Origin of the sequence: Kitasatospora sp. NPDC052868, assembly GCF_044547105.1 — a bacterium.
Taxonomy (GTDB): Bacteria; Actinomycetota; Actinomycetes; order Streptomycetales; family Streptomycetaceae; genus Kitasatospora.
This window is the reverse complement of sequence record NZ_JBITZW010000019.1, coordinates 116,754-138,359: the sequence shown is the minus strand read 5'-3', so window position 1 is coordinate 138,359 and position 21,606 is coordinate 116,754. Positions and strand designations below refer to the sequence as shown.

General features: G+C 74.5%; 15 protein-coding genes. 4 read left to right on the top strand and 11 right to left on the bottom strand.

The window, feature by feature from the left end; genetic code table 11:
- Positions 1-98 precede the first annotated feature (98 nt).
- The 3 genes from ACIGZJ_RS27415 (at position 99) to ACIGZJ_RS27405 (ending at position 6,163) form a co-directional block, all read left to right on the top strand.
- The gene (locus ACIGZJ_RS27415) at positions 99-1,703 is read left to right on the top strand and encodes an alpha/beta hydrolase (protein ID WP_396459725.1); all 1,605 of its coding nucleotides are present in this window, start codon (positions 99-101) and stop codon (positions 1,701-1,703) included.
- 67 nt (positions 1,704-1,770) lie between these two features.
- Positions 1,771-3,474, top strand: a complete 1,704-nt coding sequence (locus ACIGZJ_RS27410; RefSeq protein ID WP_396459724.1) for a serine/threonine-protein kinase — start codon at positions 1,771-1,773, stop codon at positions 3,472-3,474.
- Between the two features lie 391 nt (positions 3,475-3,865).
- Positions 3,866-6,163: a helix-turn-helix domain-containing protein gene (locus tag ACIGZJ_RS27405; protein ID WP_396459723.1), complete on the top strand. Its 2,298-nt coding sequence runs from the start codon at positions 3,866-3,868 to the stop codon at positions 6,161-6,163.
- Between the two features lie 82 nt (positions 6,164-6,245).
- Here ACIGZJ_RS27405 and ACIGZJ_RS27400 read toward each other — a convergent pair whose 3' ends face one another.
- The 10 genes from ACIGZJ_RS27400 to ACIGZJ_RS27355 form a co-directional block, all read right to left on the bottom strand.
- Positions 6,246-7,241 (bottom strand): helix-turn-helix domain-containing protein, encoded by a 996-nt coding sequence (locus ACIGZJ_RS27400; protein WP_396459722.1) that lies wholly within the window; start codon positions 7,239-7,241, stop codon positions 6,246-6,248.
- Between the two features lie 367 nt (positions 7,242-7,608).
- A complete protein-coding gene (locus ACIGZJ_RS27395) occupies positions 7,609-8,589 on the bottom strand; it encodes an alpha/beta hydrolase (RefSeq protein WP_396459721.1) in 981 nt (326 codons plus the stop codon).
- Positions 8,590-8,869: 280 nt separating this feature from the next.
- A complete protein-coding gene (locus tag ACIGZJ_RS27390) occupies positions 8,870-9,835 on the bottom strand; it encodes a helix-turn-helix domain-containing protein (protein ID WP_396459720.1) in 966 nt (321 codons plus the stop codon).
- 232 nt (positions 9,836-10,067) lie between these two features.
- On the bottom strand, positions 10,068-12,800 hold the full coding sequence (locus ACIGZJ_RS27385) for a BREX system ATP-binding domain-containing protein (RefSeq protein ID WP_396459719.1): 2,733 nt from the start codon (positions 12,798-12,800) through the stop codon (positions 10,068-10,070).
- 313 nt (positions 12,801-13,113) lie between these two features.
- Positions 13,114-13,935, bottom strand: a complete 822-nt coding sequence (locus ACIGZJ_RS27380) for an alpha/beta fold hydrolase (RefSeq protein ID WP_396459718.1) — start codon at positions 13,933-13,935, stop codon at positions 13,114-13,116.
- 112 nt (positions 13,936-14,047) lie between these two features.
- The gene (locus ACIGZJ_RS27375) at positions 14,048-14,551 is read right to left on the bottom strand and encodes a DoxX family protein (protein ID WP_396459717.1); all 504 of its coding nucleotides are present in this window, start codon (positions 14,549-14,551) and stop codon (positions 14,048-14,050) included.
- Between the two features lie 19 nt (positions 14,552-14,570).
- Complete coding sequence (locus ACIGZJ_RS27370) at positions 14,571-15,245, bottom strand: hydrolase (RefSeq protein WP_396459716.1); 675 nt, start codon at positions 15,243-15,245, stop codon at positions 14,571-14,573.
- Between the two features lie 96 nt (positions 15,246-15,341).
- Positions 15,342-17,240, bottom strand: coding sequence for an amidohydrolase (locus ACIGZJ_RS27365; RefSeq protein WP_396459715.1), 1,899 nt, complete (start codon positions 17,238-17,240; stop codon positions 15,342-15,344).
- 22 nt (positions 17,241-17,262) lie between these two features.
- The gene (locus tag ACIGZJ_RS27360; RefSeq protein ID WP_396459714.1) at positions 17,263-17,973 is read right to left on the bottom strand and encodes a GPR1/FUN34/YaaH family transporter; all 711 of its coding nucleotides are present in this window, start codon (positions 17,971-17,973) and stop codon (positions 17,263-17,265) included.
- 271 nt (positions 17,974-18,244) lie between these two features.
- Complete coding sequence (locus ACIGZJ_RS27355; RefSeq protein WP_396459713.1) at positions 18,245-19,147, bottom strand: ribosome-inactivating family protein; 903 nt, start codon at positions 19,145-19,147, stop codon at positions 18,245-18,247.
- A 677-nt stretch (positions 19,148-19,824) separates the two neighbouring features.
- Here ACIGZJ_RS27355 and ACIGZJ_RS27350 point away from each other — a divergent pair.
- Positions 19,825-20,544 carry a restriction endonuclease gene (locus ACIGZJ_RS27350; protein ID WP_396459712.1) on the top strand — a complete coding sequence of 240 codons (720 nt, stop codon included), beginning with the start codon at positions 19,825-19,827 and terminating at the stop codon, positions 20,542-20,544.
- A 377-nt stretch (positions 20,545-20,921) separates the two neighbouring features.
- Here the strand turns inward: ACIGZJ_RS27350 and ACIGZJ_RS27345 are convergent, their stop codons facing one another.
- The gene (locus ACIGZJ_RS27345) at positions 20,922-21,476 is read right to left on the bottom strand and encodes a hypothetical protein (protein ID WP_396459711.1); all 555 of its coding nucleotides are present in this window, start codon (positions 21,474-21,476) and stop codon (positions 20,922-20,924) included.
- Positions 21,477-21,606: the final 130 nt, after the last annotated feature.

Here is a 21,606-nt window from a genome sequence, read left to right as displayed (position 1 = left end):
CGGCCCAGCCGCCCGGGCCGCCGAGGTGGTGCCCGGCGCCGCCGGTCATCGCGGGCGCGGTGCGTCACAACCCTGCCAAGTCCCTCTGGAGTACTCCCATGAAGCACCCGACGAGCAAGCGTGCCGGCCTGATCCCGGCCCTGGCCGCACTCGGCGTGACGGCACTTGCCGGATGCCTCCCGGCGTACGGGGACACGGCTGCGGAGGCCGCCGACACGGGGCCGACCGATGCCGCGCAGCAGAGCGCCCTGCAGACCTTCTACCGGCAGAAGCCGACCTGGACCACGTGCGGCGAACTGCAGTGCGCCACGCTGACCGTCCCGATGGACTACGCGCACCCGGAGACCGGCCAGACCTTCACCCTGCCGCTGGCCAGGTCCGTCACGGCGGACCCCGCCCAGCGCATCGGCTCCCTGGTCTTCAACCCCGGCGGACCGGGCGAATCCGGGGTCGAGCAGCTGAAGTCCGGCGGCCTCTCCTCCTTCGGCGAACGGACCCGCGCCCGTTTCGACATCGTCAGCTTCGACCCGCGGGGCGTGGCCGGCAGCAAGCCGGCCGTCGACTGCGGCTCCTCCGACTCCGCCGACCAGGACCAACCCGCATCCGACGCCACCTCAACGAGCGTCTATCCGAAGACCGGCGCCGAACGCAGCGCCGCGCTCGCGGACGCCGAGAAGCAGGCCGCCGCCTGCAAGGCCCGCAGCGGAGCCATCCTGCCGCACGTCGGGACGCTGGACGCGGCCCGCGACCTGGACGTGCTGCGCGCGGCCCTCGGCGACGAGAAGCTCAGCTACCTCGGCTGGTCCTACGGCACCTACCTCGGCACCGTCTACGGCGAACTGTTCCCGCACCGGGTCCGCGCACTCGTCCTCGACGGCGCGGTCGACCCCTCACTCGACTGGTCCGAGGCCGCCCTCCAGCAGAGCAAGGCCTTCCGGAAGTCGGTGGACGACTACGCCCGGCAGTGCGCCACCGTGGTCCACGACGCCTGCCCCGCCCCCACCCCGGAGGGCATCCACAAGGTGATCACCGACCTGCACCGGCGGACGGCCAAACACCCGCTGCCCATCAAGGGCACCACCGAGCGGCTCGACCAGAACATGCTGCTCACCGCCCTCACCAAGTCGATGTACTCACCCGAGTCCCAGTGGCAGGACCTGTCCGAGGCGCTGCGCGCCGCGCGGGGCGGCGACGGGACGAAACTCGCCGAGATCGCCGGCCCCGGCATATCCGGCCAGAGCGACAGCACCGGCTCCGGGTCCGACCCGGGCGGCTCCGCCGAGCAGGCCCCCGACAACTCCTCCGTCGCCATCACCGCCGTCAACTGCCTCGACCAGCCGCACCCGAGGGACTCGCAGCCCTACTGGGAGCTGCTGGAGCGCGCCGACCGGGAGGCCGGGGTCTTCGGCACCTCCGCCGTGCTCGCCGAACTCACCTGCAAGGACTGGCCGGCCGGACAGCAGCAGCCGCACCGCGTGAACGCCGAGGGCCTGCCCCCGGCCCTGGTCGTCGGCACCACCGGCGACCCGGCCACGCCCTACCAGTGGTCGCAGGGCCTCGCCGCCCAACTGCCCGGCGGCATGCTGCTCACCTTCAAGGGACCCGGCCACACCGCCTACGGCCGCAGCAACGCCTGCGTCAACGACGCCGTGGACGCCTACCTCATCGAACTCAAGCCGGTCCCGGGAGGGACGGTCTGCTGAACGGCCGGCACTCCCGTCGCGCCGCCCTCGCCCCCGCTCACCACTCGCACCACTGGAGACCTTCCACATGCCCGTCGACATGTCCCCGGCCTCCCTGCCCGCGTCAACACCCTTCCAGTCGCTACAGCCCGACGACCCGGGCGAAGTGGGCGGCTACCGGCTGCACGCCCGGCTCGGAGCAGGCGGAATGGGGCGGGTCTACCTGTCCTACACACCCGGTGGCCGGCCGGTGGCCCTCAAGACGGTTCGGCCGGAGTTCGCGCAGGACACGGAGTTCCGGTGGCGCTTCGCACAGGAGGTCGCCAACGCCCGGCGGATCCACGGGCTGTACACCGCCCAGGTGATCGACTCCGGAGCGGACGCCGACGTGCCCTGGCTGGCCACCGCGTACGTTCCGGGCCCGTCGCTGCAGCAGGTGGTCCGGGAACACGGCGCGCTGCCGGCGCGCACGGTCCTGCTGCTCATGGGCGGGATCGCGGAGGCACTGCAGGCGATCCACGGCGCCGGGGTGGTGCACCGGGATCTCAAGCCCGCCAACGTGCTGATCGCGGCCGACGGGCCGCGCGTGATCGACTTCGGAATCGCCCGCGCGGCCGACGCCGTCGCGCTGACCGGCACCGGCTTCCGGATCGGTTCCCCCGCCTTCATGGCGCCCGAGCAGGCCCTGGGTCGGCCGGCCACGCCCGCGACGGACGTCTTCGCGCTGGGCTCGCTGGCGGCGTACACCGCCGGCGGCACCCAGCCGTTCGGCGAGGGACCGGAGACCACCGTGCTGTACCGGGTGGTGAACGAGCAGCCGGACCTCGGCCGCGTCCCGGGCGACCTGCACGCGCTGCTGCTGCGCTGCCTGGCCAAGCAGCCCGAGGACCGGCCCACCCCCGCCGAGATCATCGAGGCCGCCCGCAACCACCCCGCCGTGGGCGGCGGGCTGCGCTTCGCCGACGACTGGCTGCCCACTCAGGTCAGCACCGACATCACCCGCCGCTCCGACCCGCCGCAGCACCTGCCCACCAAGGCCTCCCCCGACCTCGTTCCCACGACCGCCTTTCCCGACCTCCTCACCCTCCTGGACCCGACCGGCTCCTACAGCGCCCCGCAACCGGGGAACGAGGCGCCGACCGCCCTGCTACCCCCCTCACCTCCGGCCGTCGCCGATCCGGCGGTACCCACGGTGGACAAGCCCCGCCGCAAGGGCGCGACCCGGAAGACGGTGCTGCTGACGGCGCTGGTGGTGGCCATCGGCGGCACGGTCGGCGGCGTGCTCCTGTCCGACAAGCTCGACCGGGTCCTCGCAGCCACGGGATCCGCCGACGACAGCCCGACGGCCAGCGACACCGGCCCGGCCACATCGGCACCGGCGGCCGACGGCCCGACGCCGACCAACCCGGCGAGCCCGGCCACGTACACCGCGGCATACACCGGCACGATCCTGACCGCACCCGACGACTCCTACGACTTCGACATCAAGACCGGCAAGCTGGTGCCCGCAGAGTCCACCCGGTGGTCCATAGGGCACAGCACCAACGAGTTCCTGATCCCGCCTGGAAGCGACGCCGCCATCACCCCCAACGGCCGGCCCACCGCGACCGAGTGCTCGGCGGCCATCGACCTGCGACCGGCCATGGCCCTCAGCTTCGCCGATCTGCCGGCCGGACGAGCCTTCTGCGTACGCTCAAGCAGCACTCACGACCTCGCGATCGTGCGGGTGATGACCGTGACCGACAACGGTCCTGTGAAGGTCTCGATGGACTACTACCGCAGCGACAGCTGACCACCCGCTCCGACTAGCTCTGCCGGCGGCCCGGCCTCGTTCGGTCGTCCGCCACCGCGTAGCCGATCGAACGGGCGCGCTCGACCATCGCCTCGGAGTCGGCCGCCGGATCGAGCGCACCGACTGTCCGAGGGTTCGGCGGGGCGCCAGCCAGGACCGTGTCGCCCTCCTGGTCGCGGCGCCGACAGCCCTGGGTCCGCCCACAGCATCGAGTTCGAGGATCCCGAAGGACACGGGCATCGCTACCGGCCCACCTCCCCGGCCGCCGGGGTGCCGGGACCAGACGGCCGGCACCGGCCCCCGGAACGGCGGCCACCGGCTGGAGGAACAGGTCTTCCCAGGTCAGGGCCGCCCGCCAGTATGATGGCCCCTCACCTATCGGGGGGGTTGGATGAGCCAGCCGGTGCCGCCGGCCCTGGGGCCGCTGCTGCGCGCGCACCGCCACGACGCCGGGTTGACCCTGGAGGAGCTGGCGGAGGAGTCGGGCGTCAGCGCCCGCGCCATCGGCGACATGGAGCGCGGCCACAGCCGCGGCCCCCAGGCCCGTACCGTCCAGGCCCTCGCCGTCGCCCTGGGGCTCGCCCGCTCCGCCACCGAGGAGTTGGTGGGCGCGGCCCGCGCGGGCCGGCGGCGCCAGCAGGCCGCCGCGGCACCCGGCCTCTGCGACCTGCCGCCCGCGGTACCCGACTTCACCGGCCGCGAGACCGAGACCGCCTGGCTCGGACGGAGCATCACCGCCCCTGCGGGTCCACCGGTCTCGATCGTCTCCGGTGCGCCCGGTCTGGGCAAGACCGCCCTGGTGGTGCACGCCGCGGCGCAGCTGGTCGGACGGTTCGCGGACGGCTGCCTCTTCGTCGACCTGCGCGGTCTGGATGCCGAACCCGTCGTGCCGCACGAGGCCCTGGCGCGCCTGCTGCGGGCACTGGGCGTCCGCGAACGCGACCTGCCGGCCGAGACCGACGAGCGCCGCGTGCTCTATCGGCGCCTGATGCGGGAACGGGAGGCCCTCGTCGTCCTCGACAACGCCGCCCACGAGGCCCAGGTGCGCGCCCTGTTGCCCGGCCCGGGGTCGAGCAGGCTCTGGGTGACCAGCCGCCGCACGCTCGCCGGGATCGAGCACGCGCGGCGGCTCGTCCTGACGCCGCTGCCCATCGGCGCCGCCACCGCGCTGCTCGGCGCGATCCTCGCGCAGCGCGAGGACGAGGCGGCCGGTGCGGACGAGTCCGGCCCGGCGGTGCTGGCGCGGATCGCCGAGCTGTGCGGGCACCTGCCGCTGGCGCTGCGCATCGCGGGCAACCGGCTGCTGAGCCGGCCTGCCTGGAGCGCGCGCGGCCTCGCCGAGCGGCTCGGGGACGAGGATCTGCGCCTCCAGCGCCTGACCGCCGGGGATCTGCGCATCCGCTCGGCGTTCCGGCTCTCCTACGAACAGCTCTCCGAGCCGGTGCGGCGCCTCTTCCGCCGGCTGGCGCTCGTCCCGGGGCCGGACTTCGGCCCGGGGGCGGGTGCCGCCCTCACCGGCCTGGGCCCGGACCTCGTCGAGGAGATGCTCGACGAGCTCCTCGACCTGGGCCTGCTCGGCCACACCGCCACCGACCGGCTGCTGTTCCACGACCTCCTGCGGCTCTACGCGCGCGAGCGGTTCCAGGAGGAGGAGACCTCGCAGGAGCGCGCCGCCGCCGAGGCAGCGCTGCACCGCTGGCTGCTCGACACGACGGCGGCCGCCGGCCAGTGGTTCCAACCCGGCCCGTCGCCGTCCGACGTGGCGGCGACCGACGGAGCGACGTCGGCCGGCGGGTTCGGCTCGGCGCGGGCCGCGCAGGCCTGGCTGGAGGCCGAGAGCGCCAACTGGCTGGCCGCGCTGCGCGCCGCGGCCGCGGCCGGCCGTCATGCCGAGGTGGTGCGGACGGCGGAGTCCATGCACTGGTTCTCCGATCGCTGGACCAACTGGGGCCACTGGCCCACGGTCTTCGGGCTGTCCCGCACGGCGGCCCACGCGCTGGGCGACGACGTCCTGGCCGCCACCCACGCCAACTACCTGGCCTGGGCGGTGCACTACTGCTCGCACCAGCCCCGCGAGTCGTCGGCGATCGCGGAGCAGGCGGCCGAACTCGCCCGCCGGGGCGGGGATGCCACCCAGGAGGCGTGGGCGCACTTCTACGCGGCGGCCGCCGCCGTCCGGCTGGGCGAGCTGGACGAGGCGGTCCGCCGGGCCCGGCGGGCGGCAGAGCTGTTCGCGACGGCGGGCGACCGCGAGGGGCGCCCGCAGGCACTGCTGGCCCTGGCCTCCGCCCAGGCCGGCACGGGCGGCCACGGGGACGCGGTGGCCACCACCGACGCCATTCTCGGGCTGCTCGCCGACCCGGCCACCGCGCCCGCCGCGCACATCGGCGACTTCACCCGGACAAACGCGCTCGCCCAGAAGGGGCGGGCGCTGCTGGCACTCGGCCGGCCGCAGGAGGCCGTACACACCTTCACCGACGCGCGTCTGGTGGGCGCGCGGGTCGAGGTGCCGCTGCTCCAGGCCATCGCCGCGCTCGGCCAGGCGCAGGCCCTGGCGGAGCTCGGGGAGCGGGAGCCCGCCCTCGGGGCCGCGCGGGAGGCCCGGGCGTTCGCCGAGACCGCCGGGGACCCGGCCCGGCTGGCCGAGGCGACCGCCCTGCTGGCCGCGTTGGCGGCCGCCGAGGACTGACCCGACCGACTCGGCCCGACCGGCACCGTCCGGGCGACCCGGGTCGCCCGGACGGTGCCGCACCACTGCGGGTGACGCCGGGTCAGAGCGTCTCGGGCCGGGTCGCACCGACCGGCTCGGCCGGGCCGGGCACGGTGGGCCAGGTACCCGGCTCCCGGGCGCCTGCCTGCCACTCGCGCGGAGTGACCCCGTAGGCGGCCCGGAACACCCGGCTGAAGTGGCTGGTGCTCACGAACCCCCAGCGCCCGGCGACGGCCGCCACCGTGGCCGGCCGGGCCGACGGCCGGGCCAGCTCGCGCCGGCACATCTCCAGGCGCCGGCGCTGGATCCAGCGGCCCACGGTGACACCCTCGTACTGGTAGAGCTTGTGGAGGTAGCGCACCGAGAAGTGATGGGCGGCTGCGATCCCCTCCGGGGTGAGGGCGGGGTCGCCGAGCCGCCGCAGGATGTACTCCTTCGTCCTGGCGATCGTGGCGCGCACCTCCTCGGGCACCGGCCGGGCCGCCCGTCGGCGGTGTTCGTGGGCGAGGACCGTGAGCAGGTCCTGGGCCGTGGTGACGAGCCGGGCGGCCACCTGCGGGTCCAGCGAGACCACCGGCCGGGCCAGCCGCCCCAGATAGGCCGCCACCAGCGCGGCCGTCCCGGTGGCCGTCCCGAAGGCCGTCCCGGACAGCTCCAGCAGATCGTCCTCGGTCAGTCCGGCGGCTGCCTCCCGGGGCCAGTGGAAGGCCGTGCCGGAGAAGTCCTCCGACACCTCCAGGACGACCGAGCGACCGGCCCGGGCGACGGCGAACGCGCCCGGCCGCAGCGGCAGCCGGCTGCCGTCCAGCAGCAGGGCGGCCGTGCCGTGGTGGGGCAGCACCAGGGTGACGTGTTCCTCCCGGCCGCACAGCACGACGTTGCGGCCGTGCGCGGCCGGCCACGGTCCGGCCACGATCGAGGAGATCCGCAGCGGGCCGAGCCGGTGGCCGGCGATGCTCGCGGCGTAGGGGACGCCCCGGGGCGGTGCCGGCTGCCGCGCGGCGGACGGGGCGGGCACCGCGCCGGGTGACGGCGTGGCGAGGGTGAGGACGGGCATCGGTACTCCTGCGGCGGCCGCCGGGTGGTGTCCGGGAGGGCCGCGTTCTGACGCGGGGTGAGGGTCGGGCGCGGGGCAGCGCCGGCCGGGTGCCCGGGCCGTCGCCCCGACCTGCCGGCGAGCCGCTGCGGCCCGCTCACTCATCCCACCGTGCCGGGCGGCGCGTGGCCAGGAAGAACGACAGGAGGAACTTCGCCTCCCCCGCTGCTGCGGGCGCGTCGGCCCTACGACTGTCGGGCGGGGAAGGCGGCCGGTTCGGTGTCGACCTCGTCGGCGTGCGCGAAGGTCAGGCCGTACGGCGCATCCTGGAGGATGCGCATGCCCGCCGGCCGCCGGGGGACCGCGACCGGCCGGCGAGCGGCGCCCGCTACCAGGGGTGGCGGTGCAGGGCGAGGTGCAGGGTGTCCACTGCCTGGATGAGGGCGGCGCGGGCCGAGGCCGTGCGGCAGTGGGAGTCGAGCAGCACGAAGCCGTGCACGACGCCCTGGTAGCGGGTGGCCACGACCGGCACTCCGGCCCGCCGCAGCCGGGCTGCGTAGGCCTCGCCCTCGTCCCGCAGCACGTCCGCCTCCGCGGTGATCACCAAGGTCGGTGGCAGGCCGGCGAGTTCGTCCAGGCCGGCGCGCAGCGGGGCGGCGGCGGCCTGCGTGCGGTCGGCCGGGTCGGGCAGGTAGGCGTCCCAGTAACGGCGCATGTCCGCCCGGTGGAGGAAGTACCCCTCGGCGAAGTCGCGGTAGGACGGGGTGTCGAAGTCCGCGTCGGTGACCGGGCAGAGCAGTACCTGGTGGAGCAGCCGGGCACCGCCGCGCCGGCGCAGGAGCAGGGTCAGGGCGGCGACCAGGTTGGCGCCGGCCGAGTCGCCCGCGGCGGCGATCCGGCTCCCGTCGAGCCCGATCTCGTGCCCGTGCGCGGCGATCCAGCAGGCCACGGCGTAGCACTGCTCGACGGCGACCGGGAACCGCTCGGCGGGCGGCCGTCCGTAGTCGACGAAGACCACGGCGGCGTCGGCGCCCACGGCGAACTCGCGCAGCAGATGGCGGTAGCTGTCGGCGTCGCCCAGCGCCCAGCCCAGGCCGTGCAGGAAGAGGACGACCGGGGCCGGCCGGGCCGCGTCCACCGGTCGGATCACCTGGATCCGGACGTGACCGGCCGGTGTCGGCAGCGCCAGCCAGTCGGCGACCGTGTCCTGGTGACCGTCCGACGGGTGCGGCCCGGCCAGGAAGGAGAGATCCAGGGGCGCGGCCTCCCCGCTTGCCGCGTCGGACCGGCGGACACGGGCGGCCAGGAACTCCCGGAGGCCGCCGTCCAGGACCGGGCCCCGGCCGTCGGAGGTGGTGCTGTCGGACACGGGTGTGCTCCTGGCGTAGTGGCCGGTCGGGCCGGAATCCGCTCGATCCCTTGCCCGGCCCCGCGGCGTGCGGTGACCGCGGCGTGCGCCGGCCACCGCGGCGGTTCCGGCACGGCGACGAGCCGGGGGGGTACTGCCACCGTGCCCGGAGGCCGTGCCGGCGCGGGGCCGGAGCGCCCGGGCCGGCACCTCGCCACGCTAGGCAGCGGCCGCTGCGGAACAGTGCCGAGAGGGAACCGGAATCGGCCCCACCGTGCACGGCCGTCCCGGCTCGCCGCCGTCAGGCCTCTTCGGCACGCCGTGCCCGCCACTCGCGCGGGGACGTGCCGTACGCGGCCCGGAAGGCCCGGCTGAAGTGCGCGGGGTTGACGAACCCCCAGCGCTGGGCGACCGCCGAGACCGTCGGCGCGCTGCGACCGCGCCGGCCGAGCTCCCGGGCGCACTCCTCCAGCCGGCGACGCTGGATCAGCCGGCCCACCGTCACCCCCTCGCCCTCGAAGAGCCGGTGCAGGTACCGCACCGAGATGCGGTGGGCGTGGGCGATGCTCTGCGGAGTCAGCCCGGGATCGCCGAGACGGCGGTCGATGTGGGTACGGACCGCCCGGACGAGGTGGGCGTTCGCGTCGTCGTCGGCGCCGGCCGGCCGGCCGGCGAGTTCGGCGACGAGGGTGACGATGAGGTCGGCGACGCTGCCGGCCAGCAGGTCTCCGACGGCCGCCGGGTAGCCGGGCGCGGCGTCGGCGAGGGTGTCGAGGAACGGGAGCAACACGGCCCCCAGGCTCTCCCGCGAGGTGACGGCACGCCCGGTCACCCGGCGGATCTCGGTCTCCGGCACACCGAGCAGCCGGTGCGGCAGGTGGAACACGTGGGAGCGGAAGCGCTGCGGGTAGTCCACGGAGTAGGGCCGCGCGGTGTCGTACAGCACGAGGTCGCCGGCCGCCACCTCGGCCCTGCGGCCGTCCTGGCTCAGCACGGCACGGCCGGACACTTGGACGCCCACCGCCACCTGGGCCTCCGCCCCGGGCGAGCGCGCGATCAGGCCCGGCGTCCGGGAAAGCCGCGTCGCGTCCGCCTCCAGTGTGGAGACCCGCAGGCAGCCCAGCCGGTGCGAGTCCAGCCGGCCGTCGAACGGGCCGTCGGCGAGCGGCACCACCTCCACCGGCGCCAGGGCGTACGACACCGCCCGACCCCAGTGCACCGCCTTCTCCCCGTCCGGCACCGAAGCTGTCGTGACCAGTAGATTCACCGGGCAGCCCCTTTCTCTCGGCATGCGCGGCCGAAGCCCCGCACGACCAGCCTGCTCCGGGGAGCGCGGGTTCACCTAGGTCATCTGACTGTCGCCCCGCCGGGCGCGGGCGGCCGTGCGCCGTGAGGCACGACGGAGTGCACGGCGAGCACAGTGGCACGACGGAGTACACGGCGAGCACAGTGGGCGGAGCGGGCCGCGAAAGCGGGCGGGTACGTCCGGCCCCGCAGCCTCAGTGGCCCTCCAGGGCGCGGGTGAGTGCCGCCCGCGAGGCGATGCCGAGCTTGGGGAAGACCTTGTACAGGTGCGCCGCGACGGTGCGGTGCGAGAGCCCGAGCCGGTGGCCGATCTCCTTGTTGCTCAGGCCGGACGCGGCGAGCCGGGCGATGCGCAGCTCCTGACCGGTCAACGTCTCGGGCGCCCGGTGCGGCTCCGGGGTGAGCGGGCCGCCGGCGGCCCGCAGCTCCTCCTCGCAGCGCAGGGCCCACGGCTCGGCCTGGAGCCGCCGGAAGGCCCGGTGCGCCGCGCGGAGCACCTCGCGGGCCTCGGACCGGTGGCGGCGGCGCAGCCACGAGCCGTGGGCCAGCCGCAGCCGGGCCAGTTCGAAGACCCACTGCTCGGCGCCCGGTACGCCGTACGCGGCGCGGTAGGCGTCGTCGGCCGCGTCGTCCTCGGCCGCCAGGGCGGCCGCCGCGGCGAACAGGAAGGCGTGGTGGCCGGAGATCTCGCCGGGCCGCTCGGCCGACCCGGCGGCGACGAGGGCGCGGACCTCGCCGCGCCGGCCGGTGTGCGCGGCTGCCTCGGCCAGGTCGAAGGCCAGCTGGTGGAACCAGGGCAGGCCGCCGGGCAGTCGCCCGGCCGGGGTCAGCCCGGTGAAGTGTGTGTAGGCCTCCTCGTACCGCCCGTGTGCCAGAGCGGCCAGGCCCTCCAGATGAGTCAGCCGGTCCAGCACGAACCGCATCCCGGCGCGGGCCGCCACCGGCCGGATCAGCCCTGCCGTCGCCGCCAGCCCCACCTCGTCGCCCCGGCCGGCGAGAAAGTGCGCGTGGTAGTGACGGAACATCAGAGCGTTGCAGTGGTAGCCGAGTTCATCCGCCGCCTCGGCCTCGCGCAGGCAGACGGCCGCGCGGTCCCAGCGGCCGCGCAGGAAGTCCTGGTAGCACTTGGCCTTCGCGACCGAGCCCTGGGTGGCGTAGCCGTGCAGGCCGGTGAAGCGCCGCCACAGGTCTCCGTCGGCCACGTCGACCGCCGAGGCGGTCCAGAGCAGCAGCCAGGCCGCGCCCGCCTCCTGCGCCTCGCTCATCCGGTCGACCACCACGCTCAGCTCCCGGGCCACCCCGCGGGCGGTACGAGCCGGGTCGAGCCAGGCCCGGTGGCAGAGCCGGGCGGGCTCGGAGACGTGCTCACGGTGGCGGTCCAGCGCCTGCCAGGCCCTCGGGTCGTCGGTGTAGGTCGCGGTGAGCAGCAGTTTGAAGAAGACCTGCTCGGCCAGCCCGTCGAAGGGCTCGGCGCCGGGGTCGGTCAGCGCGTCCAGGGCCGCGGGCAGCAGCGCGGCGGCCGACTCGAAGTCGATCCGGTGGCTCTGGTCGACGTACACCACCGCGTAGGCGAACAGCGGGGCGATGTCCGGCGGCACCGGTCGGCTCCTCAGCTCCTCCACCAGGGCCGCGGTGTACCGCAGTTGCCCGCCGCGGGCCGCCATCACGGCCGCCCAGGTGAGCCGCCGGGCGCGCTCGTCGGCGTCGGCGCTGAGCACGGCGGAGCGGTCCAGCAGCAGTGCCCCTTCCGCGTCGCCGCCCCGGCGGGCCAGCCGGCTGCCGGCCTCCTGGAGGCGGCGGGCCAGGTCCTCGTCCGGGAACAGCGCCGCCGACGCCTCGTGGACCAGTCGTTGCGGGTCTTCCGGCGCCAGGCAGTCGGCGAGCGCGCGGTGGGCCTCGCGCCGGGCGGCCGGCGAGGCCGCCGAGATCACCGCCGTACGCACCAGCGGGTGACGGAAGACCAGCCGCCCGGCCGCATCCAGCCGGGCCAGGCCGCCGGCCTCGATCTGCGCCAGGGCCTCCCGGGCGTCCTCGCCGGCGACGGCGCGCAGCCAGACCCCGCCCGAGGAGTCCGGCCCGGCGGCCAGGGCCGCCAGCAGGAGCAGTCGCCCGGCCGCCGGGGTCACCGCCGCGAGCCGCCCGGCGAACATCCGCTCCAGCCGGCGCCCCAGCGGCAGGCGGTCCGGCAGCGGGACGACGCCCCGCTGCTGCTCCGCGGCCAGCTGGCGCGGCAGCTCGACCAGCGCGAGCGGGTTACCAGCCGCCTCCCTCAGGACCCGCCGGGCAGTGGTCACCGCCAGCTGCGGGTGGCTCCGGTGCAGCAGCAGGGCGGCGTCCTGCTCGGAGAGCGCCCGCACCTCGACGGGGTCGGCCGACCACGACTGCGCCACCGGGCCGCCCGGCCGGCTCGCGCCGACGATCACCAACGGCAGCTCGGCGCAGCGCCGGCGTACGAACGCGAACACCGTGGCGCTGGAGGAGTCGATCCAGTGCAGGTCGTCCAGCAGCAGCAGGAGCGGCCCGCCCCGCGACGCCTCGGCCAGCAGGGCCAGGGCGGCGGCGCCGACGGCGAACCCGCTCGGCGCCGCGCCGGCCTGGATGCCCAGGGCGCTTTCGAGTGCCTCCCGCTGATGGGCCGACAGCGTGCGGGAGTCGCAGTCGCTCAGCAGGGCCCAGAGTGCCTGGTGCAGCGCCCCGAAGGCGAGGTCGGTCTCCGCTTCGGTGCCGACCGCCCGCAGGACGGTGAACCCGCGCTCACGCGCCTCGCGGGCCGTCCGCTCCAGCAGCGTGCTCTTGCCGACGCCGGGCTCGCCCCGCACCAGCACGGCCGAACCGCCCTCGCCATCGGCCGCCCGGGCGAGTGCCGCGTCCAGCAAGTCCGTCTCCCGCCGGCGACCGATCAGGAGCGGGTCGCACAACTCCCACACCGTCGCTCCCCCCGGGCCGGCGACCTCCCGGAGGGGGTCCGCAGATCGTTCTGCCCGCGCTGGCGCGCGGCAGCCGGCGGGCCGGGGTCGCCCGACGGCGACCCGTCGCCGGGCAGGGTCAAGGCTAACCGCCCGTCAGCCGTGCGCGTGCCGGGCCGGGAACACCCACGGGCCCCTCGGCTGCGCGTCGGCGCAGGTGAGGGGCCCGTGGGGCGTGCGGTGCCGCGGTGGTGCGTGGCCGATGCACCCGGTGGAACCGGCAGGATCGGAGCGGCCGGAGCGGGTCAGGCGCGGCCGGAGCGGCCGGAGCGGGTCAGGCGCCGACGAATTCCAGCAGGTCCTTGGTGAACGCGGCCTCGTAGGCGCCGACCAGGCCGTGCGGGGCGCCCGGGTAGACCTTGAGGACGCCCTGGGAGAGCAGCTTCACGGCCTTCTCCGCGGAAGCGGCGATCGGGACGATCTGGTCGTCGTCACCGTGGGCGACCAGGACCGGGATGTCGATCTTCTGGAGGTCCTCGGTGAAGTCGGTCTCCGAGAACGCCTCGACGCAGTCGAGGGCCCCCTTGATGCCGGCCTGCATGCCCTGGAGCCAGAACTCGCGGCGCTTGCCCTCGGAGACCTCGGCGCCGGGCCGGTTGAAGCCGAAGAAGGCCTCGCTGAGGTCGTAGTAGAACTGCGACCGGTCGGCGGCGACGCCGGCCCGGATGCCGTCGAAGGCCTCGATCGGGGTGCCCTCGGGGTTCGCTCCGGTCCGCAGCATCAGCGGCGGCACGGCGCCCAGCAGTACGGCCTTGCGCACCCGGTCGCTGCCGTGGCGGCCGAGGTAGCGGGCCACCTCGCCGCCACCGGTCGAGTGGCCGACCAGGACGGCGTCCGTGAGGTCGAGCTGCTCCAGCAGTTCGGCCAGGTCGTCCGCGTACTGGTCCATGTGGTTGCCGGCCCAGGTCTGCTCGGAGCGGCCGTGCCCGCGCCGGTCGTGGGCGACGACCCGGTAGCCGGCCTCGGCGACGGCGACGGCGAGGCTGTCCCACGCGTCGGCGTTCAGCGGCCAACCGTGCGAGAGGACGACCGGACGACCGGTGCCCCAGTCCTTGAAGAACTTCTGCGAACCGTCGGAGAGCGTGATGAAGGGCATGGTGTGCCTTTCGGTGTCGGTGGTACGGCCGGGCCGGTGGGCCGGGCCGATGGAGGCGGTCCCGCCGCGTGTGGCGGGCGGGCCGCTGAAGGGAGAAGGGGCGGAACCGGCCTCAGGGGCGGGCGGTCACCGGCTCGGGGCGGTGCAGCAGGACGCGGACGGCGAGTCCGCTGCCGACGCCGCCCAGCAGGGTGACCGCGACCCACCAGGCGGCCCACGGCGCCAGGCCCAGGGCCTGGTCGACGGAGTAGCGGCCGGGCCCGGTGAGTGCGAGCACGGTGGCGACGACGATCAGCACCAGCGGGTACTCGTAGCCGTCCTTCTGCACCCAGAGGCCGTGCGGCCACTTCACGGTCAGGGCGACGGTCATCACCCCGGCCGCGCCGGCCGCCGCGAGCGGGGTCAGCGCACCGGCGGCGAGCAGCAGACCCGAGCCGATCTGGCCGGCTCCGGCCGCGAGGGCGGTGAGCGTCCCACCGCGGAAGCCGTCGCGCCGGAACTCCTCCGTGCCGCCGGCCAGGCCGCTGCCGTCGAGCCGGAAGCTGACCTTCTGGATGCCGTGGCCGGCGATCAGCAGCCCGGCCACCAGGCGGAGAATGAGCAGACCGGTGTCCATGGTCTCGTTCCGTTCCCGCTCAGCCCGCGGCGTGCGGGTCGATCATGGACTGCGCGTAGACCACGCCCATCCCGTACGCGCCGCCGTGCTCCTTCACCACGTCCAGGGTGTCCGCGTAGGTCTCGGTGCGGGCCCAGTCGCGCTGGAGCTCCAGCAGCACCTGGAGCCAGGTGACCGGCACCGCGCCGGCCGCGATCATCCGCTGGAGGGCGTGCTCGTGCGCGGCCGGCGTGACACCGGCGGAGGCGTCGGCGACCACGTAGACCTGGTAGCCCTGGGCGAGCGCGGACAGCGCCGGCAGGACCAGGCAGACCTCGGTCCAGAGGCCGGAAAGCACGATCTTGCGGCGGCCGGTGGCCTTGACGGCGTCGACCAGCGCGGCGTCCTCCCAGGCGTTCATCGAGGTGCGGTCCACGACCTCGCGCTTCGGGAAGACCGCGCGCAGCTGCGGCAGTATCGGGCCGGAGAAGGACTCGGCCGCGACGGTGGAGAGCACCACCGGCACGTCGAAGACCCGGGCGGCCTTGGCCAGGCCCACGGTCGCGTTGATGACCCCGGCCCGGTCGGCGCTCGCGGCGCCGAAGAACATCTGCGGCTGGTGGTCGACGAACAGCATCATCGCGTTGTCGGGCGAGATGAGGTCCGGGCTGGGCCGGGCCGAGACATCGGCGAGGTCGAAGGCGAGGTCGGTCACGGTCAACTCCTTGAGAGGGGAGGGTCGGTATCGGACGGTCGGGTTCGGACGGTCGGGTTCGGACGGTCGGACAGGTGGTGTCGGACGGACGGCGGATCAGCCCCCGTAGCAGGGGTCGACGAAGCCGGCCGGGCCGGCGGGTTCCAGGCCGCGGGCGAGCCGCCACCGGTACTGCTCCTCGGCGCCGGCCGCCACTTCGGCCAGGCGGTCGGCCTGCCGGGCGCCGGAGGCCGAGGGCGGCGGGGAGGCCTGGTAGCCGCCGAAGCGGGCGACCGGGCTCCAGGCGGGGCTGATCGGCGGCGCCGCCTCGTCCAGGCCCTCGTACTCGGCCGCCGCGTGGACGAGCCGGCCGCCCACCACGGTGAGTACGGCCTCGATGTGCGGGATGTCCTCGGCGGGGACGGTGAAGTAGTCGTGGGAGAGCACCGCGAAGTCCGCGAGGAAGCCTTCCTTCAGCAGCCCCTTCACCTCCTCCTCACCGGTGATCCGGGCGCCACCGCGGGTGTACAGCTCCAGCGCGCCCTCCCGGGAGAGCAGCCGCTGCGGCGGGTAGAGCGCGCGACCGCCGACGGTCCGCCCGGTCACCAGCCAGTGCAGGGCCACCCAGGGGTTGTAGGAGGAGACCCGGGTGGCGTCCGTGCCGGCCGCGACCGGTAGGCCGAGCGCCAGCATCTCGGTCACCGGAGGGGTCCGGGCTGCGGCCTCGGCACCGTAGCGGTCGACGAACGCCGAGCCCTGGAAGGACATCCGGTTCTGCACGCTGATCGCACCGCCGAGTGCGGCGATCCGCTCCAGGCTGTGCGGGGAGACGGTCTCGGCGTGGTCGAAGAGCCAGCGGTTGCCGGCCGGGAAGAGCCCGTCCGCGGCGAGCTTCTCGAAGACCGCGAGGTCGCGCCGGATGGTCTCGTCGTACGTCGCGTGCAGCCGGAAGCCCCAGCCGTGCTCCATCAGCAGCCGCACGGCCTGCTCGAACCGGCCCTCGTAGCCGGCCTCCAGCTCGGGCCGGGGCTCGCCGAAGTTCTCGAAGTCGGCGGCGGCCCAGGTGAGGTTCTCCCCCGCACCGTTCAGCCGCAGCCACTCGTCGCCCTCGTCGGGGCGGACCGTCTCGACCCAGCGGCGCAGGTCGTCGAGCTCCTGTCCGGCCGTCTGCGGGAACAGGTGATAGGCGATGCGCAGCGTGAGCAGCCCTTCGCGGGCCAGCTCGATGACGGTGGCGTAGTTGTCGGGGAAGTTCTGGAAGCCGCCGGCGGCGTCCACCGCCGAGGTGAGGCCGAAGCGGTTGAGTTCGCGCAGGAAGTGCCGGGTGGAGGTCTTGCGGTCCGCCTCGTCCAGCGCGGGCGCCTTCGCCAGGGTCGAGTACAGCACGAGCGCGCCGGGGGCGGCCAGCAGGACGCCGTTGGGTTCGCCGTCGCGGCCCCGGACGATCTGCCCGCCGCGCGGATCAGGGGTGTCGCGGGTGAATCCGGCCGCGCGCACGGCGGCCCGGTTCAGGATCGCCGACTGGTAGAGGTGCAGGACGAAGACGGGGGTGTCCGGCGCGGCGGCGTTGAGCTCCGCCGGGGTGGGCAGCCGGCGTTCGGCGAACTGCTCGGCCGACCACCCGCCGACCACCCGGATCCACTGGCCCTTCGGGGTACGGGCGGCCTGCTCGCGGAGCATCGCGAGACCCTGGCGCAACGAGCGCACGCCGTCCCAGCGCAGTTCCAGCACGTAGTTCAACCCGCCGCGGATGACGTGCAGATGGGAGTCGTTGAGCCCGGGCACGACCCGCCGGCCCAGACCGTCGACCACCCGGGTGTCCGGCCCGACGTGGACCGCGACGGCGTGCTCGTCCCCGAGGGCGAGGACGCGGCCGTCGCGGACGGCGAGCGCGGAGGCTTCGGGCCGAGCCCGGTCGCCGGTGTGGATCTTCGCGTTGCGCAGGACGAGGTCGGCGGGGCGCTGGGGCGGACCGGCAGCGGGCACAGTGCCGCCGACGGGCATGGAGTCAGCCATGATCGTCGCTTTCAGGAGGAGTTCAGAGGGTGCGGCGCACGCCGGCCTGGCGTTCGAGGTCGCGCAGCTGGACCGTCAGATCGCCCTCCACCGCGTGGTGGGCGGGGCCACTGCGGCCGATCGGCAGGACCTCCTCACCCCGCATGTCCTCCAGCATCAGCGCGAACGCCGTGTAGAGGGCCACGGCCGCGAGCAGCAGCCCGAGAGCGCCGGAGAGGGTGCCCAGCCGGGCGACACCGGTCAGGTTGGACAGCGCGGCCACCGCGAACCGGGGCACCGCGGTGCACAGCACCAGCCAGAGCGCCCGCTTGCGGCCCGCGACCGCCGCCATCATCAGGGCGAACAGCGCGAAGGTGGCGTTCAGCACGCCCAGCACGCGGGTCCCGCCGACCGGATCCACCACCAGGACGAGCGAACTCGCCAGCCAGAGACCGGAGAAGCAGGCCATCAGCGTCGCCGCCAGGGCGTCCCGCGCACCGAGGGCGAACACCGCCACCACCAGTTGCAGGACGAACGCCGGCAGGATCGCCAGGCCCACCGCCCGCCGCGCACCGTCCTCGAAGACGCCGAGCTGAAAGCAGCCGACCATCACCGAGGCGATCCCGACCGTGTAGAACCCGAGCGGCATCGGCGACGCGATCGGCCGCAGGTTGATCCGGGTCATGCCGCGCAGATCGGGCTCGAAGCGCCGGCCGTCCGGCGCTCCGGCCGGGGAACTCTCACTGGTCGTCATGGTCCCTGTTCCGATGGGTGGAGGAGACGTGCGGTCCGTGACGTGCCCGGTCCCGTCCGCCGGGGCGCGGCGAGGCCGCCGCCGGGGTCTGCCGCAGTGGCTGCGAACAGGGCTGACGGTAGCCAGTCGGCCGGGGCCCGGGTGCTCCCTGGCTGCACTGGGCTTGCCCACGGGTGCACCGGTGCTGCGGAGCACGGCCGGGGCGGTGCGGCCACCCGGCGCCCTGGCCCGGCCCGACCGCGGCCCAGGGGAAGGCCGTGGCATCCGACGATCAGCGGGGCACCTTGGCGTGGAGTTCCATGTAGCCGACGTAGGCGAGGAAGGCCGCCAGCGTCTGGAACGTCCGGCCGCTGATGCTGAACGTCGGCGTCTGGCCGCTCAGCCGCCGGTACACGAACGTCGAGGCGTCGTCCCAGTGCTGCTGGAGGTCGACGTTCTCCGGCCCCATGGCGTTCGAGGTGTAGTTGCGGATGTTGCCCCGGATGTTGTCGAAGACGCGACCGAAGCGGGCGGCCTCGGAAGTCGCCTGGATGATCGTCACCATCTCGCGGGCGAAGGCGTTCGGGTCGCGCTGGAGACGCGTGGCCGCGGTCGCGATGCTGGTGAGGGCGTTGGTGAGGTTGGCGTAGCCGATGGCCCGCCCGGCGCGCTCGCCCGTGCCGCCGCCGGGCAGCCGGGAGTAGTTGCCGTCCCAGGGCAGACGCTGGAAGTTGACGCTGTGGGTGACCTGCTGGAACTCGGTGGGCCAGACGTCCGGGAATCCGTAGTGGGTGCCCGGGTGGTTGTCGTACGCAGGCTGGTAGAAGCCGGCGAAGTAGAGGTTGTCCGCCCACCAGTAGAGCGATCCGCGGTACTGCCCGTGCGTGAGGATGCGGGCTTCGACCAGGCGGGTCGGCAGCAGCGTCGTCTCGTCGAGCTGGGAGGCGACCTCGGGGTGGTTGGGGATGTCGTGGCCGCTGATCCGGTGGATCTGGTCGATGGCGTACCAGTAGTTCGAGTGCGCCGCCTCGCCGCCCCATTCGAGGTCGCCGATGTCCCAGTCGAACTTGGTGATCGAATCGCTGGGGTCGGCGTGCGCGGCCGGCGCCGACGCCGCCTGCAACAGGCCGAGCGCCAGACCGAGCGCGAGGAGGAGGCCGATGAACCGCCGGCCCACTGTGGTGTGGATGTGCACGAGTTGACTCCTGTGAGAGTTGGTCGGGAACACGGCCAACCCTTCCAGCGGACCGGACCGCCGGCTTCGCCCCCAGCGCACAGCCCCCGTCCCCACGGCGCACAACGGCCGAACGCCCGGGCGCAGAGCACCGTGCCCCGACCGGAAGGTCCGGTCGAGGCGCGAGGTGACAGTGCGTCAGGCGGCGCCGAAGTCGCCGGAGAAGGCGAGGGCCGGGCCGTCGGGGTCCTGGCTCGGCTTCCCAACGGCCCTCCCTCGCAACCGGCTTCACGGCCGGGACGACGATCTACGAGGACCGCCGCACCACCGTCGCGAGCTTCCTGCGGGAGTGGCTGGCGGCGAAGAAGGAGGTGCTCGCGCCGAACACCTACGCCGGCTACGCGGACTGCGTCGAGCGGGACCTCGTCCCCCGCCTTCGGCCACTACCGGCTCCCCGACCTGTGTCCCAAGCAGATCGACGCCTGGGTGAGCGCCCAGCACACGAGCGGCCGCGGCCGGGTCACGATCTACCGGATCGTCTCCACACTGCGCAACGCCCTCAATCACGCGGTGCGCTCGTGGCGGTTGCGCTACAACCCGGCCAGGCACTCCGTCCCGCTCAAGCCCCGCGCCGCCGCGCAGGGCACTCGGTGGCCCCGCCGCCACCCGCCGGATCCGGCAGGAAGGAGTACACGGCAGTGCGCGATGACGGCACCTTCGATCCGCTGCTGAAGTTCATCGCCGGCGCGGTCCTGGCCGTGGCCGTCGCCAAGGTCTTCTGGCAGTGGCTGACGACCTCGTTCTGGCAGTGGGTGACGACCTCGTTCTGGCACTGGCTGAGCGGGGACGTGTGGGGCTGGATCACCGAGCACCCCTGGTGGTCGGCGCTCGCCGGCGGCCTCGTCGTCCTGGCCCCGCTCCTCGCGGCCACGGTCTGGCTCTTCGCTCCCCGCGGTTACGTGCAGCACTGGGCCGACGTCGAGGACGAGGACCCGGCCGCCCTGACGTACTCGATCCACCACCTCGACGGGATGGACCCGACCGACTTCGAGAAGGCCTGCGCCGAACTGCTCGTCCGGGACGGCTTCCTCCAGGTGCGGCACTCCGGCCGCTCCGGCGACCTCGGCGCGGACGTCACCGCCAGCGACCACCTCGGCCGCAAGGTCGTCCTCCAGTGCAAGCACTACCGCAGACCGGCCGGCTCCCGGGACGTCCAGACGTTCAACGGCACCGCCCGGCCCGAACACGGCGCCGACATACCCGTCATGATCGGACTCAACGGCTTCACCCGGGACGCCGCCGCGTTCGCCGCCCGCCACGACCTCATCCTCGTCGACCGGCACATCCTCACCGACTGGGCCCACGGCACCTACCTCTATGACGCCATCGAGGAGGACCAGCACCGCACCGCCGCCTGAGAGTTGCGCTGGGCCGTCGGGCCTGAGCCACCCCGCGTTCGCCGAACGGCACAGACCCTCGAACCCGACCGGCGAGGCTCCCGGACAACCCTGAGCCTGCGGTCGAGTCGTGGATCGTGCACCGGACGGCAGCAGCCGCTGCGCGGGTGCGGGCAAACCCTTGCGCTCGTCGGCGTCCAGGCGGAAGGGAGTGGGGAGGTTCAGCGACCCGCAGGCTGCGGCGGCTTCTGCGGGGCCGGTTTCAGACGGCGGGGCGCTCGACGGCGAGTCCGACGCCGAAGGCGGCCAGGACCGCGCCGCCGATGCGAAGGATCGGGCGAAACGGATGCGGTCGTCGGCCCAAGCCCGTCGGCGGTGCCGCGGCTCAGGTCGGGCGCTCAGAGTGCCGCGGGTACCTCGTGCGTGCCGCCGCGCCCACCCGCGGTTGCCCCCACGGCGATCACGCCGGCCGTGTGGGGGCCCCGATGGGGCTGGCCGGTCAGGGCGCGGCGGCCAGTGGGATCCCTGACATCGCCGGAATGGCCGCCGGCGAACACGGATGGGGCTGCTGCTCGACGGCCGGACCGGGCGGGGAGTTCGACGACCCGGCAGCCAGCGGCGTTCAGGCGGTCACGGATGGCAGCCGCCTGAGCGTCGTCAAGGGAGAAGACCCACTGGCCCGGCACGAACACGACCTGGAACATGCCGAGCTCCGCGGCCGTGATCAGGTTCTGCAGGGCGGGTTTGTCAGCCGACCTGGAGGGCACTCCTGAGTCGATGAGCAGGCACGGCTCCACGAAGCCATGCCCCAGTGCGAGGCGGCGCAGCGCGTCGGCGAAGTTCCTCGTCTCCCAGGGATCGGCCGGGTAGCAGCGCAGATAGCAGGCGGCCTGCGGGGCGGGGGCGTGCACCGTGGTGGCGGGTGCACTGCGCAGGAGCGTTTCGGTCGCCATGGTGGGGCTGCCTTTCAAGGGAGCCGGGAGGGTCCGAGCGGGCGGCGAAAGCACCGCTGTTGGCACCGCTCAGGGGCCGCCGGTGCCAACAGCAGGCATGCGGTCGCGGGAGGGGGAAGTAGCGCGCCCT